The sequence below is a fragment of the Corynebacterium hylobatis genome (assembly GCF_003955685.1).
Classification (GTDB): Bacteria; Actinomycetota; Actinomycetes; order Mycobacteriales; family Mycobacteriaceae; genus Corynebacterium; species Corynebacterium hylobatis.
The window spans coordinates 1-16,475 of the sequence record NZ_RXHJ01000010.1; the positions used below are offsets into that span (position 1 = coordinate 1).

Annotated in this window: 13 protein-coding genes; 6 read left to right on the top strand and 7 right to left on the bottom strand. The window is 66.5% G+C overall.

Annotated elements, in window-relative coordinates; translation table 11 throughout:
• The 3 genes from EAH68_RS08935 to sucB form a co-directional block, all read right to left on the bottom strand.
• On the bottom strand, window positions 1–607 hold a 607-nt coding region (locus EAH68_RS08935), incomplete at its 3' end, for an aminomethyltransferase family protein (protein ID WP_500778827.1).
• A 3-nt stretch (window positions 608–610) separates the two neighbouring features.
• The gene (gene gcvP, locus EAH68_RS08940; protein ID WP_126120990.1) at window positions 611–3,484 is read right to left on the bottom strand and encodes an aminomethyl-transferring glycine dehydrogenase; all 2,874 of its coding nucleotides are present in this window, start codon (window positions 3,482–3,484) and stop codon (window positions 611–613) included.
• 130 nt (window positions 3,485–3,614) lie between these two features.
• Window positions 3,615–5,648, bottom strand: coding sequence for a 2-oxoglutarate dehydrogenase, E2 component, dihydrolipoamide succinyltransferase (gene sucB, locus EAH68_RS08945; RefSeq protein WP_126120991.1), 2,034 nt, complete (start codon window positions 5,646–5,648; stop codon window positions 3,615–3,617).
• A gap of 126 nt (window positions 5,649–5,774) precedes the next feature.
• Between sucB and EAH68_RS08950 the strand changes: the two genes are divergently transcribed.
• A complete protein-coding gene (locus tag EAH68_RS08950) occupies window positions 5,775–6,167 on the top strand; it encodes an oxidoreductase (RefSeq protein ID WP_126120992.1) in 393 nt (130 codons plus the stop codon).
• Window positions 6,168–6,231: 64 nt separating this feature from the next.
• On the opposite strand, the gene EAH68_RS08955 is transcribed toward EAH68_RS08950, so the two are convergent.
• On the bottom strand, window positions 6,232–7,749 hold the full coding sequence (locus EAH68_RS08955) for a leucyl aminopeptidase (RefSeq protein WP_126120993.1): 1,518 nt from the start codon (window positions 7,747–7,749) through the stop codon (window positions 6,232–6,234).
• Window positions 7,750–7,830: 81 nt separating this feature from the next.
• Between EAH68_RS08955 and EAH68_RS08960 the strand changes: the two genes are divergently transcribed.
• Complete coding sequence (locus tag EAH68_RS08960) at window positions 7,831–8,937, top strand: branched-chain amino acid aminotransferase (protein WP_126120994.1); 1,107 nt, start codon at window positions 7,831–7,833, stop codon at window positions 8,935–8,937.
• Here EAH68_RS08960 and EAH68_RS08965 read toward each other — a convergent pair whose 3' ends face one another.
• Window positions 8,938–9,924, bottom strand: a complete 987-nt coding sequence (locus EAH68_RS08965; RefSeq protein WP_126120995.1) for a nicotinate-nucleotide--dimethylbenzimidazole phosphoribosyltransferase — start codon at window positions 9,922–9,924, stop codon at window positions 8,938–8,940.
• Window positions 9,925–9,927: 3 nt separating this feature from the next.
• Window positions 9,928–10,623 carry a DUF3043 domain-containing protein gene (locus EAH68_RS08970; protein ID WP_164546451.1) on the bottom strand — a complete coding sequence of 232 codons (696 nt, stop codon included), beginning with the start codon at window positions 10,621–10,623 and terminating at the stop codon, window positions 9,928–9,930.
• A gap of 206 nt (window positions 10,624–10,829) precedes the next feature.
• Here EAH68_RS08970 and EAH68_RS08975 point away from each other — a divergent pair, with 206 nt between their 5' ends.
• Window positions 10,830–11,174 carry a HesB/IscA family protein gene (locus EAH68_RS08975; RefSeq protein ID WP_126120996.1) on the top strand — a complete coding sequence of 115 codons (345 nt, stop codon included), beginning with the start codon at window positions 10,830–10,832 and terminating at the stop codon, window positions 11,172–11,174.
• A gap of 272 nt (window positions 11,175–11,446) precedes the next feature.
• Here the strand turns inward: EAH68_RS08975 and asnB are convergent, their stop codons facing one another.
• Complete coding sequence (asnB, locus tag EAH68_RS08980) at window positions 11,447–13,369, bottom strand: asparagine synthase (glutamine-hydrolyzing) (RefSeq protein WP_126120997.1); 1,923 nt, start codon at window positions 13,367–13,369, stop codon at window positions 11,447–11,449.
• Window positions 13,370–13,800: 431 nt separating this feature from the next.
• Here asnB and ctaC point away from each other — a divergent pair, with 431 nt between their 5' ends.
• The 3 genes from ctaC to ctaE all read left to right on the top strand — a co-directional run bounded on the left by ctaC (window position 13,801) and on the right by ctaE (window position 16,460).
• Complete coding sequence (ctaC, locus tag EAH68_RS08985) at window positions 13,801–14,895, top strand: aa3-type cytochrome oxidase subunit II (RefSeq protein WP_126120998.1); 1,095 nt, start codon at window positions 13,801–13,803, stop codon at window positions 14,893–14,895.
• 15 nt (window positions 14,896–14,910) lie between these two features.
• On the top strand, window positions 14,911–15,342 hold the full coding sequence (gene ctaF / locus EAH68_RS08990; RefSeq protein WP_126120999.1) for an aa3-type cytochrome oxidase subunit IV: 432 nt from the start codon (window positions 14,911–14,913) through the stop codon (window positions 15,340–15,342).
• Between the two features lie 503 nt (window positions 15,343–15,845).
• Window positions 15,846–16,460 carry an aa3-type cytochrome oxidase subunit III gene (ctaE, locus tag EAH68_RS08995; protein WP_206436391.1) on the top strand — a complete coding sequence of 205 codons (615 nt, stop codon included), beginning with the start codon at window positions 15,846–15,848 and terminating at the stop codon, window positions 16,458–16,460.
• The last annotated feature ends 15 nt before the right edge of the window (window positions 16,461–16,475 follow it).

Below are 16,475 nucleotides of genomic sequence, written 5' to 3' on the forward strand. Positions count from 1 at the left end.
GCTCGAAGCCGTCCTCCCCGGTGTATCCGGTCCGCGCGCACAGCATCTTCCTGCCGTAGACCTCCACGACGGCGCAGGTGTAGTACTTCAGCCCCTCGATGAGGTGTTTGTGTTGTTCGGAGACGAGCGTCAACAGGATCTCCTGCGCCCGCGGCCCCTGCAGTGCCAGCAGCACGGTGTGTGCGGATTCGTTCTTCAGTTCCACCGACCAGCCCTTGGAACGCGCCCGCATCGCGGCCCACACCACATCGGTGTTGCCGGCGTTGGGCACGGCGAGGAACTCGGTCTCGCCGAGGCGGTAGATGAGCAGGTCGTCGAGGATGCCGCCCTCGTCGTCGACGAGCATCGTGTATTTCGCCTTGTGCACCGGCATGGTCGACAGCGTGGAGATGAACGCGTGGTCCAGATATTCTGCGGCCTGCTCGCCGGTGATGCGGATCTCGCCCATGTGGGAGAGGTCGAAAAGCCCCGCGGCGGTGCGCACGGCGCGGTGTTCGTCGAGTTCGTTGCCGTATTTCAGGGGCATGTTCCACGGGCCGAAGGGGGTGAAGGTGGCGCCCAGTTTCTCGTGGCGGTCGTGCAGGGGGCTGTTGTGCAGCTCGGACATGGCTCAGCTCTCCTCGGGGGTGCGGGTGAAGTCGAAGGCCTCGGGGGGTGGGCAGGAGCAGACGAGGTTGCGGTCGCCGTAGGCCTCGTCGAGGCGGCGCACCGGCGGGAAGTACTTCGTCCGACGTAGCCCCGGCACAGGCCAGGCGGCCTGTTGGCGGGTGAAGGAGTGGTCCCAGTCGTCCCGGGAGACACTCCAGGCGGTGTAGGGGGCGTGGCGCAGGACGGAGTCCTCGTAGGGGACCTTCCCGTCGATGATCTCCTGGATCTCCGCCCGGATGGTGCGCATCGCCTCGATGAAACGGTCGAGCTCGGCCAGGTCCTCCGATTCGGTCGGTTCGACCATGAGAGTTCCAGCGACGGGGAAGGACAGGGTGGGGGCGTGGAAGCCGAAGTCGATGAGACGTTTGGCCACATCCGCGGCCGTCACCCCGGATTCCTTCGTCAGCCCGCGCAAGTCGAGGATGCATTCGTGCGCGACCAGGCCATTGCGCCCGGTGTAGAGCACGGGGAAGGAGTCCTGCAGCTCACGTGCGATGTAGTTGGCCGACAGGATCGCGCTTGCCGACGCCCGCGCCAGCCCCTCCGAGCCCATCATCGCGATGTAGGCCCACGAGATGGGCAGCACCCCGGCCGAGCCGTACTTCGTCGAGGAGATCGGCACACCCGCCTGCCCCGCCACAGGACGGGTGGCGTCCGCCCGCGCCGGGTCGGCCGGCAGGAAGGGCACGAGGTGCTCTGCGACCGCCACCGGCCCCACACCGGGCCCGCCACCGCCGTGGGGGATGGTGAAGGTCTTGTGCAGATTGAGATGCGAGACGTCCCCGCCGAACCCGCCGGGCTGGGCCAGGCCGGTCATGGCGTTCATGTTCGCGCCGTCGATGTAGACCTGCCCGCCGACGGCGTGGACCTTATCGCAGACCTCCCGGACGGTCTCCTCGAAGACACCGTGGGTGGAGGGGTAGGTGATCATGATCGCGGCGACGGCCGGGCCGTGCTCGGCGAGTCTGGCATCCAGGTCGGCCAGGTCGATGGAGCCGTCATCGGCGGTGGCGATGACCACCACCCGCAGGTTCGCCAGCGTCGCGGAGGCCGCGTTGGTGCCGTGGGCCGAGGCCGGTACGAGGCAGATGTCCCGGTCGGCGTCCCCGTTGGCCAGGTGGTAGCGCCGGATGGCCAGCAGGCCGGCGAGCTCACCCTGGGAGCCGGCGTTGGGCTGTACGGAGACCGCCGCATAACCGGTGAGTTCGGCGAGCCAGCCCTCCAGTTCCCCGATGAGCGCGAGCCAGCCGCGGGCCTGCCGGTCGGGGGCGTAGGGGTGGATGTCGGCGAACTCCGGCCAGGTGATCGCCTCCATCCCGGCGGTGGGGTTGAGCTTCATCGTGCACGAACCCAGCGGGATCATCGTGCGGTCCAGCGCGAGGTCCCTGTCCGCCAGGGTGCGCAGGTAGCGCATCATCTGGGTCTCGGAGTGCATGGTCCGGAAGATCGGGTGCGTCAGCGTCGGCGTGCGGCGTTCCACCGCCGCCGGGATGCACGGCTCACCCACCCGCGCCTCTCCGGCGCCGAAGGCGGCCGCCAGCCGGGTCACATCCTCCTCCGTGGCGGATTCGCCGAAGGAGACCCCCACGGTGTCCATGTTGATGGGGCGCACCAGGTAGCCCTCCTCCGCGAGCCGGTCCACCACCGCGTGCGCCCGGCCCGGCACGCGGACGGCGACGGTGTCGAAGAAGGCGTCGTGAAGCAGCTCGAGGCCGGTCTCCCGCACAGTGGCGGCGAAGGACACCGCCCGGTCATGGACCCGCTCCGCGATCGCCCGCAGCCCCTCCGGGCCATGGTGAACGGCGTACATCGCCGCTGTGACCGCCAGCAACGCCTGCGCGGTGCAGATGTTGGAGGTAGCCCGCTCCCGGCGGATGTGCTGCTCCCGGGTCTGCAGCGCCAGGCGGTAGGCCGGCGCGCCCTCCGCGTCGACGGAGACCCCCACCAGCCGGCCCGGCAGCTGCCGCTTGAGCTCCTCGGTGACGGCCATGTACGCCGCGTGCGGACCACCGTAGAACAGGGGCACCCCGAAACGCTGGGAATTACCCACCGCGATATCCGCCCCCAGCTCACCGGGGGACTCCAGCAGCAGCAGGGAGAGCGGGTCGGTGACCACCGTGGCCAGCCCACCGCGGTCATGGATAGCGCGGATGACCGCCGAAGGATCGCTGACCTCGCCATCGGTCGCGGGATAGGCGATGACCACCCCGCACAGGTCCTCACCCACCAGCTCGGAAGCCAGGGAGGTGATCTCCACCTCCAGATCAATGGCACGGGCCCGCTCCGCAGCCACCCCGAGGACCTGCGGATGCAGGCGGGCATCCAGCACCACCTTCCGGCCCTTCTTCCGGGCCCGCGACATCAGCCCCACCGCCTCCGCGACGGCTGAGGCCTCGTCCAGCAGGGAGGCATTCGCCACCGGCAGGCCCGTCAGCTCCGAGACCATCGTCTGGAAGGCCAGCAGCGCCTCCAGCCGCCCCTGGGAGATCTCCGGCTGGTACGGCGTGTAGGCGGTGTACCAGCCCGGATTCTCCACCACCCCACGGCGGATCACCGGCGGGGTGATCGTGTCGGAGAAACCCTGACCGTAGAAGGCTCGCAGCACCGTGTTCTGGGCGGCATAAGCCCGCAGGCGCGCCTGGGCCTGCGTCTCCGACAACGGCGGGCCGGTCTGCGGCCGGGTGGTGACACGGATGTCGGTGGGGAGGGCGGCGTCGATAAGCGCGTCGAGCGAGGAAAAACCCACCCGGGCCAGCATGGTCTGCTCCTCGGCGGCGTCCGGACCGGTGTGCCGGGCCAGGTAGGAGGCAGGATCGGTGATCAGGGGCAGGTCCATGGCGGGTCGACTCCTCGGTGCGGGGACTGTGGCCCCCATTGTATGACCCCCGACACACCTGGGGTGGGAAAACGAAACCGCCGCCCGACCAGAGGAGGTCGGACGGCGGTGTCAGTGCACCGGGGGAGGGCTAGAGCGCCAGGTCGGAGTCGAAGTCCGCGGTCTCCAGGCGATCCTTGATGGTGGTGATGAAGCGGCCCGCGTCGGCACCGTCGACCACCTGGTGGTCGTAGGTGAACGGCAGGTAGCACATCTGACGGATGGCGATCGAGTCGACACCGTCATCGGTCACCACGACCGGGCGCTTCTCGATGGCCGCGGTGCCCAGGATGCCGGCCTGCGGCGGGGAGAGCACCGGGGTATCCAGCAGCGCACCCTCGGAACCGATGTTGGTCACCGTGAAGGTGCCACCGGACAGATCGTCCGGACGCAGCTTGCGGTTGCGGGCACGGTCGGCCAGGTCGACGATGGCGGCGGCGATCTCCGGCAGGGTCTTCTCCTGTGCCTTCTTGATCACCGGCACCAGCAGACCCTGCGGGGTGTCCACGGCGATGCCGATGTTGACGTCCGCGTGGTAGGTCATCTCCTTGGTCTCCGCGTTGTAGGACGCGTTGACGTTCGGGTGGGAGACCAGGGCCTCGGCGGCAGCCTTGACGATGAACGCCAGGTAGGTCGGGTTCGCACCGTGCTTGGCGATGAAATCGTCCTTGACCTTCTTGCGCAGCTCCGCGATGCGGGTCATGTCCACTTCCTGGACATGGGTCAGCTGGGCGGAGGTCTGCAGCGAACGCAGCATGGTGGCGGCGGTGATCTCGCGGATGCGGTTGACCTTCTCGGTCGTGCCGATCAGCTCGGCCTTAGCCGGGTCCACGGACCTGGTGGACCAGTTCGCGCGCTCACCCTTCGGGGCGGCAGCAGCCGGAGCGGCCTGTGCGCCACCCTCGGCGGCAGCCAGGACATCCTGCTTGCGGATGCGGCCACCGACGCCGGTGCCCTGGACGGTGTTCAGATCAACGCCGTGCTTGTCAGCGAGCTTGCGCACCAGCGGGGTGACGTACGGGACGTTCTCGTTGTTGACCTTCGCGGCCGGCTTCTCGGCGGCCGGGGCCGGGGCGGCCTTCGGCTCAGCCTTGGGAGCCTCAGCCTTGGGGGCCTCCTGCTTCGGTTCCGCCTTCGGCGCCGGCTTCTCAGCGGCCGGGGCAGCCTTCTTCGCGGCGGCGGAACCGACGCGGGCGATCACGGCGCCGACGTCGACGGTGTCGTCCTCATCGGCGAGGATCTCGACCAGGGTGCCGGCGACGGGGGAGGGGATCTCGGTGTCGACCTTGTCGGTGGAGACCTCGAGCAGCGGCTCGTCGACCTCGACGGTGTCGCCGACGGACTTCAGCCACTGGGTGATGGTGCCCTCGGTGACGGACTCGCCCAGCTCCGGCATCTCGACATCGGTGGCGTCACCGGAACCGGCGGACTCATCGGACTCGGCGGCCGGCTCGGAAGCCGGTGCGGCCTCCTCGACGGTCTCGTTCTCATCCTTGGACTCGGCCTCCTCGATGGCGGCCTCCGAGGGGACCTCCTGGGAACCGGCGGCGTCCGCGTCACCGATACGGGCGATGACGGCGCCGACGTCGATGGTGTCGTCTTCATCGGCGAGGATCTCGACCAGGGTGCCGGCGACGGGGGAGGGGATCTCGGTGTCGACCTTGTCGGTGGAGACCTCGAGCAGCGGCTCGTCGACCTCGACGGTGTCGCCGACGGACTTCAGCCACTGGGTGATGGTGCCCTCGGTGACGGACTCGCCCAGCTCCGGCATCTCGACATCGGTGGCGGCACCGGAAGCCGCCTTCGGGGCGGCCTTCGGCTCCTCCTTAACCTCCTCGGCAGGTGCCTCCTCAGCAGCGGGGGTCTCCTCAGCAGCCGGAGCGTCACCCTCCTCACCGATCACGGCGATCACGCCACCGACGTCGACGGTGTCGTCCTCGTCAGCCTTGATCTCCAGCAGCACGCCAGCGACCGGGGAGGGGATCTCGGTGTCGACCTTGTCGGTGGAGACCTCGAGCAGCGGCTCGTCAACCTCGACTCGGTCACCCACCTGCTTCAGCCACTGGGTGATGGTGCCTTCGGTGACGGATTCGCCCAGTTCGGGCATCTCTACGGAGAACGCCATGTTGTTCTGACTCCTCGAAAGTCGTAAGTATGTCGATAGCTAATGGCACTAAGCGTACCGGGTTTACTCAGGTGGGTGTCACCGAGGTTCCCGTACGGAGTTTCATTGCTCCTACAATTGTAAAGCGTGTTCAATCTATTCGGTCGTAACAAATCACGGTCGGGTCTCCGACCCCCCAGAGCCCCAGGAGGCACCATCCGCCCGGAGGACGCCGACCACCTCCGACAGTGGGCGGCCGGCAGGGCCTTCGTCGAGGCCTTCGTGGAGCCGGAGACCGTGGTCAACGAGATGTCCGTCGTGCTCGTCGACGAGCAGGGTGAGTTCACCCGCCGCCGCATCGGCGGTCCGAAGGGCATCGACGCCATCGTGAAACTCCTCGGCGTATCCGTCTATGACGTAGAGGAGACCGGTTACCCCCAGCGCATGCGCGAACGCATCGAACGCGACCGCATCCTGCGCAAGCGGGAGGAGCAGCGCCGCCGGCGTGCCGCCTTCGACAGGGGTGAACTGCCGGACTGAGGCGGGGCGTCGTTAAGCGCGGAAAACCGTCCCCCCGGACCGGTTTTCCACGTGCCGGGAGGTGCTAGCCCTCCTCGGCGATCTCCGTCAGCAGCGCCAGGAAGGTACGCACCGGCACGCCGCTCGCACGCTTCGGGGTGTAGCCGTGCACGCCACCGGTGTTGTAGGAGGGGCCGGCGATGTCCACATGCGCCCACTCGATGCCCTCACCGATGAAACGGGAGAGGTACAGCCCGGCGAACTCCATCCCACCCCAGCGGTTGGGATGGGCGTTGCGGATGTCAGCGACAGGGGATTTCAGCTCCTCCTCCTGCTCCTCCAGCAGCGGCATCGCCCAGGCGGGCTCACCGACGCTGCGGCCGGTGGCGGCGAGTCGGTCACGCAGCTCCTCGGAACCCATGACACCGGAGGTGCGCACACCGAGGGCGACCATCTGGGCGCCGGTGAGCGTGGCCGTCTCGATCAGGTAGTCCGGCTTGTCCTCGGAGGCGTAGGCCAGGGCATCGGCCAGCACGAGGCGGCCTTCAGCATCGGTGTTGATGATCTCGGAGGTGGTGCCGCCGTAGTGGGTGATCACATCACCCGGGCGCAGCGCCCTGCCGTCGGGCATGTTCTCCGCCAGCGGCATGGTGGCGGTGATCTTCACCGGCAGGTTGAGGCGGGCAGCGGCGATGACCGTGGCGGCGACGGCCGCGGAACCACCCATGTCGGAGACCATGTTCTCCATGGAGGCGGCCGGCTTGATGGAGATGCCGCCGGTGTCGAAGGTGATGCCCTTGCCCACCAGAGCCACGGACTTCTTCGCCTTCTTCTTCGGGGTCCAGCTCAGGCGCACCAGACGCGGGCCACGCTCGGACCCCTGGCCGACGGCGAGGATGCCGCCGAAACCGCCCTTCTTCAGGGACTTCTCCTCGAGCACCTCGACCACGAGGCCGGCCTCCTCGGCCTGCTCCGCGAGGATCGCGGCATAGGACTCGGGGTAGAGATGGGAGGAGGGGGTGTTCACCAGGTCGCGGGCCAGCAGCACAGCTTCGGCGGTGATGCGGGCGGTCTCGAACTCAGCGGTGGCGGACTTCTCGTCGGACACGAAGATGACCTTGCCCACCGTGCCGTTGCCGTTGCCGTTGTCCTTCGACTCGCTGCGGATGCCGCGGTAGTTGTAGGCGCCCAGGGCAATGCCCTCGACGGCCGCGGCCAGACCGAAGACGCCGAGGGTGGTGGCCACGGCCTTCATCCCGGACAGGGCACGGGCGACGGTGCCGGCGGCGCGGCGGACGGTCTCGTCGGTCAGCTCCTCCGGATCACCCAGGCCGACGGCGATGACGGAATCGGCGGCCACGCCCTCCGGGGCGGGGATGCGGGTGACCTCGCAGACCTTGCCGGTGGCACCGACGGCGGTGAGGGAGTTGAGGACGTTGCGCAGGGCGGTGTCGTCAAGCAGTGCGGAGGCGGGCAGCTCCGGCCCCTCCTCACCCTTGAGCACCGGAACCACGAACGCGTCGGGGGACTTCGGGGCCTTCTTCGACAGTTTCAGCTCCGGGGTGGCACCGCGTGCGGGAAGGGTGAACGTGGGGTTCGCCATGAAAAATACCTCCTGAGGTTGGCTTGTGATGCCCCCAGCTTATAGAGACCACCAAAACCGTGCGGGTGTACCGTTAGCGCCATGACGTCTCTCAATTTCTCCGTGAACCGTACGAGCACTCCGACGTCCGATGAGGCGCGCGAGGAGATTCTGCGGAATCCGCGGTTCGGCAAGAACTTCACCGACCACATGGTCACCATCGAGTGGACCGAGGACCAGGGCTGGCACGACGCACAGGTGCGCCCCTACGAGTCCATCCCCATGGACCCGGCCACCACGGTGTTCCACTACGGTCAGGCGATTTTCGAGGGCATCAAGGCGTACCGTCAGCCCGACGGGTCCGTCGCCACCTTCCGTCCCGGGCGCAACGCTGAGCGCATGCAGCGCTCCGCCGAACGGCTGGCCATGCCGCCGCTGCCCACGGAGGACTTCCTGGAGGCCATCCGTCTGCTTGTCGACGTCGACCGCGACTGGGTCCCCGCCGCCGGCGGGGAGGCCAGCCTCTACCTGCGCCCCTTCATGATCTCCACCGAGGTTTCCCTCGGGGTGAGCCCGGCGAACAGGTACACCTTCTTCGTCATCGCCTCACCCGTCGGCGCCTACTTCACCGGCGGCATCAAGCCCGTCTCCGTGTGGCTGAGCGAGGACTATGTCCGCGCCGCCCCGGGTGGCACCGGCGCCGCGAAATTCGCCGGCAACTACGCCGCCTCCCTCCTCGCCCAGGCCCAGGCCGAGGAGAAGGGCTGCGACCAGGTGGTCTGGCTCGACGCCATCGAGCACACCTACATCGAGGAGATGGGCGGCATGAACCTCTTCTTCGTCTACGGCTCGGGTGCCGACGCCAAGGTGGTCACCCCGGCGCTGTCCGGCTCCCTGCTCGCCGGCGTCACCCGCGACTCGCTGCTGCAGGTCGCCCGCGACCTCGGCCACGAGACGGAGGAGCGGCGCATCTCCAAGCACGAATGGCGCGATGACGTCGAGTCCGGCGCCATGACCGAGGTCATGGCCTGCGGTACCGCGGCCGTGATCACCCCGGTCGGCCGCGTCCTGTCCAATGACGGCGAATTCGTGGTCAACGACAACACCCCGGGGGAGGTCACCATGGCCATGCGCGAGCGCCTCACCGCCATCCAGCGCGGCGAGTACGAGGACACCCACGGCTGGGTGTACACCCTCGTCGAGGCCTGATCAGGCCTGATCGGCCAGCAGCTCCGCGGCCGCGGTCACCAGCGGCAGGGCCGCGAGCGCGCCGGCGCCCTGGCCGGCGTTCATGTCCAGGGCGATCAGCGGCGTCAGCTCCAGGGCCTGCAGCGCGATCAGGTGCGCGGGCTCCGGACTGAGCTGACCCGCCTGGCACCACTGCCTCGTGCCGGGTACCAGGCGCTCGGCGAGGAAGGCCGCGACGGTGACCGGCGCGCCGTCGAGAAGCACGGGGGTGCGGCGCGTCGCGGCCTGCGCGATGAAGGCCACCAGCGCCACCAGATCCGGCGAGGAGATCTTCCGCAGCAGTTCCTCCGGCTCCGCCCCGAGGTTGCGGACGCGGAACATCGCATCCCGGATCGCGGAGACCTTGATCTTCCACAGCTCATCGTCCATGCCGGCCCCCGGGCCGACCACCGCGACGGGTTCCGTCCGGGTCAGCGCACCGAGTACCGCGGCAGCCACCGTCGTGTTGCCCACCCCGAGATCACCGGGGAGGAGCAGGTCAGCGCCCGAATCAACCTCCTGATCCGCGATGCGGCGGCCCAGTTCCACGGCGGCCGTGAACTCCTCGGCGCTCATGGCGTCCTCGACGTCAACTGCACCGGAACCGCGGCGCACCTGCTCCGGGCCGCCCTCCTGGTCCAGCGAGACATCCACCACCCGCACCGAGGCCCCCGCAGCCCGCGCCAGCACGTTGACCGCGCCGGCGCCACTGTCGATCACCGCGGCCTGCCGGACGGAGTACTCCGGTGGCAGCGTGGACATCCCCCGCTTCACGACGCCATGGTCCCCCGCGAAGACCACCACCCGGCAGCGCTGCAGCGGTGCCGGAGGGAAAACCCCCTGGCAGGCGGCGACCCAGGCACCCAGCTCCCGCAGCCGGCCCAGCCCCGAGGCGGAGACAGCCGCGAGAGCCTCAGCACGGACCTGAGCGTCCGGGGGCGTGACCGGGGCAGTGGAATCGAAGAGCATGTTCTAGACCTGCTCGCCGATATCCACCCGCGGCTTCGGGGAACGCCACTTCCGCGGCTGCGTCATCCGCGAATAGGCGTAGAAACCCAGCCCGATGCCCGCAGCCGTGGTCTCCGGGAACTTTGCCCGCACCGCCTGGTTCACCCGACGACCCGTAACCACACCCTCGATGAAGAAGACGACCATCAGACCCATGGCGAACAGCGACATGATGTTCGCCAACGTCGGCGCCCACGTACCGATGAACATGATCACCAGCAGGGCCAGCGCCACCGGCAGCACCACGTTGTTGATGAACCGGCGGGAGTCGATCCAGTCACGCACGAAACGGCGCTCCGGACCCTGGTCGCGGGCCAGCAGATAACGCTCATCGCCGGCGTCCATCGCCTTCTGCACCTCGCGCTGGCGGCTGCGGTTCGCATCCCGCTCCTTCGCCTTATAGGCCTTCCACTCCTCCTTGGACATGGACTTCTTCAGGTCCCGGCGCTGCGCCTGCGCCTGCGCCGCCGAGGCCGGAGCCTTCGGATCCCGGATGATGCCGCGCTCGATCTCCACCTCCCGACGCTTCGGGGTGGGGCGACCCTTCGGCGGGGTATAGCCCCTCGGGAGGTCAACCGGGGTTTCCTCCGGCACCGGGCTCTGCTTCTCAGCAGGGTCGGTGGGGGAGGGGTCGTCAGATTTCTGCCAGGGGAGTTTCACGGATCCCAGGCTACAAGGCCCCGGAATGAATTTGGGAATACGGGTCGGGGAGTGGGCGTTGATAGTATGTGAGCGTCCGGTCCACCATTGACGGACCTGTCCCGGGATTCCGGGGAGGAGTATGGTGGGCGCGTATACGGGTATCCCGCAGACAGGGAGTCCCTGGCGCACGACATGAAGTTTTGATACGCAAGGAGACCACCAACATGACCGCTCCCACCTCCAGCACCGGCGTCGTACTCACCGACTCCGCGGCCGCCAAGGCCAAGGCCCTGCTTGATCAGGAGGGCCGCGATGACCTGTCCCTGCGCATCGCTGTCCAGCCGGGTGGCTGTGCCGGCCTGCGTTACCAGCTCTACTTCGATGACCGTTCCCTCGACGGCGACCAGATCGACGAGGTCGGCGGTGTCCGTCTCGTGGTGGACAAGATGAGCGTGCCCTACCTCAGCGGCGCGCGGATCGACTTCGCCGACACCATCGAGTCCCAGGGCTTCACCATCGACAACCCGAACGCCGGCGGTGCCTGCGCCTGCGGCGACTCCTTCAACTAGGCCTCGCCGGGGTTCCCCGGGTTTCGTCACCGGACGAAACAACGCCCGCATTTTCCCCTTGAGGGGAGTGCGGGCGTTTTCTTGTTCTCGGGCTTGACGTGAGATTTTCAGGTGCGCCCCTGGATGGACGAACCCTGCGATCAGCACCCCGCGAGGAGTCTCCTTTTCGGGCTCATCGCGGGTTGTGTGTCGGATTTCAGGGGTGAACGCAGGTTTCTCATCGCGGGGTTTGTCATCGCGGGCTTTCCGGTACCACCCCGCACCCCGGCCGGTCAGATGTCTACCGGATAGTCCTTCTCCTCGATCTGCGGGTCGATGCGCTCCTCGACGAAGATGCCGTGCCAGACCATGAAGGCCAGGACGGTCCACAGGCGGCGGGAGTGGTCGGAGATGCCGTCGCGGTGCTCCTTGAGCATCTCGAGCACGGCCTTCCGGTCGAAGATGTCATCGGTCTGGGACTCAGTGATGGTGTCCTGTGCCCAGCCGAAGAGTTCATCGCCGGCGAGCCAGTGGCGCATGGGCACGGGGAAGCCGAGCTTCTTACGGTGCAGCACATGCGGCGGCACGATCTGCTCCATCGCCTTGCGCAGGGCGTATTTGGTGGTGCCCTCGGCGATCTTCAGGTTGTGCGGGATGGTCTGGGCGACCTCGAAGACCTCCTTGTCCAGGAAGGGCACACGCAGCTCCAGGGAGTTGGCCATGTTGATCTTGTCGGCCTTGACCAGGATGTCGCCGCGCATCCAGGTGAACAGGTCCAGGTGCTGCATCCGTGCGACGGGGTCCATGTGGGTGGACTGGGCGTAGATGGGGGCGGTGACCTCCTTGTGGTCCCACTCCTCCTTCGCCCAGGGCAGGACCCGCTGCAGCTGCTGGAAGTTGAAGGAACGCGCGTTGCCGTAATAGCGGTCCTCCATGGTCATGGAGCCGCGCTCGAGCAGGGACTTGCCCTTCATACCGTCCGGCAGGACGCGGGAGAGGCGGCCGAGGCCGCGGCGCAGGGGGGAGGGCATCTTCTCGAAGGGTGCGAGTGAGAGGGGCTCCTTGTAGATGGTGTAGCCGCCGAAGAGCTCGTCGGCACCCTCACCGGAGAGCACGACCTTGACGTGTTTGCGGGCTTCCTGGGCCACGAAATACAGCGGCACCAGCGAGGGGTCGGCGACGGGGTCGTCGAGGTACCACATGATCTTCGGGATGGCGGCGGCGTACTCCTCGGGGGAGACGACCTTGACGATGTGCTCGACACCGATCGCCTCGGCGGATTCCGCGGCGACGTCGATCTCCGAGTAGCCCTCGCGCTCGAAACCGGTGGTGAAGGTCAGCAGGTTCGGGTTGTGCCGCTTGGCCAGGGTGGCGATGGCGGTGGAGTCGATGCCGCCGGAGAGGAAGGATCCGACGGTGACGTCGGCACGCATGTGCTTCTCCACGGAGTCCTCCAGCGCCCGCGCGATGCGGTCGAAGAGGTCCTGTTCGGTGCCCTTGGGAACCGGGGTGACCTCGAAGTTCGGTTTGAAGTAGCGCTTCGCGACGACCTCGTCCCCGGCCTTCAGGGTGGCGGTGCAGCCGGACTCGAGGCGGCGGATGCCGGTGTGCAGGGACTCCGGCTCGGGGACGTACTGGAGGTCCACGTAGTGCTCGATGGCCCGCTGGTCAAGCTCAAGACCTAGACCCAGCTCGGGGGCCATCTCCAGGATGGACTTCTTCTCGGAGGCGAAGACGGTGCCGGCGGGGGTGGTTGCGTAGAACAGCGGCTTGATGCCGAACTGATCGCGGGCGACGAACAGAACCTGCTCCTGCGTGTCCCAGATGGCGAAGGCGAACATGCCGCGCAGATGCTCGACGACCTCCTCACCCCAGTGGTGGTAGCCGACGACGATGGTCTCGGAGTCGCCCTGGGTGTGGAAGGTGTGGCCTGCGGCGGTGAGCTCCTCGCGCAGTTCCACGAAGTTGTAGATCTCACCGTTGAAGATCAGGGTGTAGCGCTCGGGGGCATCCGCCGGCCCCCACACCAGAGGCTGGTGGGAGTGCTCGAGGTCGACGATGGACAGGCGGTTGAAGCCGAAGACCGCGGAGGCGTCGTGCCAGGTGTCGGCGTCGTCCGGACCGCGGTGGCGCATGCACGGGAGCGCCCGGGTGACGGCGTCGACGAAGGCGTCAGCGTCTCCGCGGGCGGTGAGCATGCCAAGAAAGCCGCACATGTGGAAATTTTCTCCTCTATATAACGGGAAGGGACGCGCTAGAGTCGTCGAGGTGTCGGTCCTACGATACGGCCCGCGGGCGTCGGCAGGCGACACCGGCACGGGCGTGGGGTGCGAATGGAAACGAAAAACACTCCCGGTGGGGGAGGGGGTAGAAAGTCTGCCCCAACGGGTGGAAACTTTCGGATGATGCAGCGTGTCGGCCCTTGTGAAATGGGTTACACGCGTCCGGAGGTGGTGTGTACCCCATTCGCCGGTAACCCCACATGGGCTGTAACATCCGGGGTACTTCGAGGGATACCGGTCTCGTCCGGCGAATCTGAGGAGGACTGAAACTGTGTGGAAGACCTCCATCGATGAACTATCCTGCTTTGTTAGGAATGCTTAAACCAGTGTTCAAGGATTTAGTGTGGACAGGAAGGCAGACACACGTGGAACAGCGTAATAAGCGCGGCTTCGCTCGAAAGGCGGGTCTCGGCGGTGTGATGGCGCTGGGCGGACTCGCCCTCGCCGGTTGCGACGTCGCTCCCCCGGAGAGCGTCGGCAAGATTCTCGGGATGGGATGGCCGACGGGTATCACCCCCGAAGCGACCTCCATGTACAACTTCTGGGTCTGGGTCTGGGTCACCGCCTGGATCATCGGCATCATCATGTGGGCTCTCATGCTCACCGCCATCTTCAGCTGGAGCGCGAAGAAGGCCGAAAAGCAGGGCAAGGGTGAATTCCCGCGCCAGCTGCAGTACAACGTGCCGCTTGAGCTGGTGCTGACCATCATGCCGATCATCATCGTCATGGTCCTGTTCTTCTTCACCATCCAGACCCAGCAGAAGGTCACCGCGCTGGACAAGGATCCACAGGTCACCGTTGACGTCACCGCGTTCCAGTGGAACTGGAAGTTCGGCTACCAGAACGTTGCCGCCGAGCTGAGCCCGACCGGCTCCGAGTATGTCGGCCTTGATGAGGACCGTCAGGAGCTGGCTGAGGCCACCAGGTACGATGACCCGGATCTGGTCGCTAACCCGAACCCGATCCACGGCATGTCCGAGGGCGACCAGTCCTACCTGAACTTCAACCAGATCGAGACCCTCGGTTCCACCGAGGAGATCCCGGTCCTGGTCCTCCCGACCAACACCCCGATTGAGTTCCAGCTCGCCTCCGGCGATGTGGCCCACTCCTTCTGGATCCCGGAGTTCCTGTTCAAGCGTGACGCCTTCGCCCACCCGGAGGCCAACCAGCAGCAGCGTGCATTCCAGATCGAGGCCATCGAGGAGGAGGGTGCCTTCGTCGGACGCTGTGCCGAGATGTGCGGTACCTACCACGCCATGATGAACTTCGAGCTGCGCGCCGTCTCCCCGGAGGCATTCCAGGATTACCTGCAGTTCCGTATCGACAACCCGGACGCCCCGAACTCTGAGGCTCTCGCGTCCATCGGTGAGGCTCCGTACGCGACCACCACCCACCCGTTCAACTCGTCCCGCCAGACCTGGGACGGCGAGAACTTCGTCGACAACAACGCCAACATCTAAGCGAGGAGTTTCATAATGAAGTCCAGCTCTAAACTGCTGTACGGCATCGCAGCCTTTCTCGCACTGATCGCCGTCGTCTACGCCCTCGGAACCACCTACATCAACGATGACGGTTCCGGCGGTGGAGCGGAGTGGGTCGGCATCGTCGCCCTGGTGCTGTCCACCGCACTGGCCGTCATGCTCGGTGTCTACCTCCACTTCACCGACTCCCGCGCCGATATCCTCCCCGAGGACTGGGAGGAGGCCGAGGTTGAGGACAAGGCCGGTATTCTCGGCTTCTTCTCCCCGGGCTCCATCTACCCGGCCTGGATGGCCGGCGCCGTCGGCGTCCTGGCCCTGGGCCTCGCCTTCTGGCACCTGTGGATGGTCGCGATGGGCCTGGTCCTGCTGATCTGGGCCTCCTACAACCTCAGCCTGCAGTACGGCCTGCCGAAGGAGAAGCACTAATCTCCGCTGCGGCCTGAGCTGCCACACGAATCACGACGAGGCACCCGTCCCCCTGGGGCGGGTGCCTCGTCGTGTCTGTTCCCCAGGATTTTCCCAGCTTCAGGGAAAACGGCCGGGATCGTCGGTGTGGGGAGGGGAACCCTCCCGAAGTGGGGGAACCTGCAGGTGGGAGGGGTCATCCAAAAGTTGGTAATCTGCTTTTCGGGGGCCCTTTCCGTGTGATTTACATCTCGCACCCCTCTGCGGTGGTTCTCAGGTTGCAATCGGGTAAATCCGGTAAAGTAAGTGCAGACGAGTGCCGCCCGGGGGTATTGGGCGGGCCCGGGGGAGGTGACCTGCAGGAATGTGGCGTCGGATGCAGGGTCAGGAAAGTTCCCGGCAAAGTGGAAAATTTTCACGGGGGCGGTTTCCTTCCTAAAACCGCAGGTGGTATTCCTATTCTCCCCCTGGGGGCGGGGGGAGTTGAAGTGACTTCCAACCCTGGAACAGCCATACTGGTCAGCGTGACGAGCGCAGTTTCAAACACAGGTATGGCAGCACCACAGCGTGTTCCCTCACTGAACCGACCCAACATGGTCAGTGTCGGCACGATTGTGTTCCTGTCTCAGGAATTGATGTTCTTCGCCGGACTGTTCGCGATGTACTTCACATCGCGCGCGAACGGCCTTGCAGGTGACTGGGCGGAGCAGACCGCCAATCTCAACGTGTTGTATGGATTCATCATCACCGCGATTCTGGTCGCCTCCTCGGTCACCTCGCAGTTCGGCGTCTTCTCCGCAGAAAGGGGTGACGTTTACGGACTCCGTCGCTGGTACCTCATCACCGTCGGTCTGGCGCTGGCTTTCCTCAGCTTCCTGGCCTTCGAGTGGTACGAGCTGATCATGCACGGAGTGACGATCCAGTCGAGTGTCTTCGGCTCGGTCTTCTACATCATCACGGGCTTCCACGCCCTGCACGTCTCGGCAGGTGTCATCGCCTTCCTCGTCGTGCTCCGTCGTGTGACCGTGTCCAAGTTCACGCCGGCACAGGCCACCGCCGCAATGGCAGTGTCCTACTACTGGCACTTCGTCGATGTCATCTGGGTCGGCGTCTTCATCACGCTTTACCTTGTCCAGTAGGCCGTAGCCTGCCGA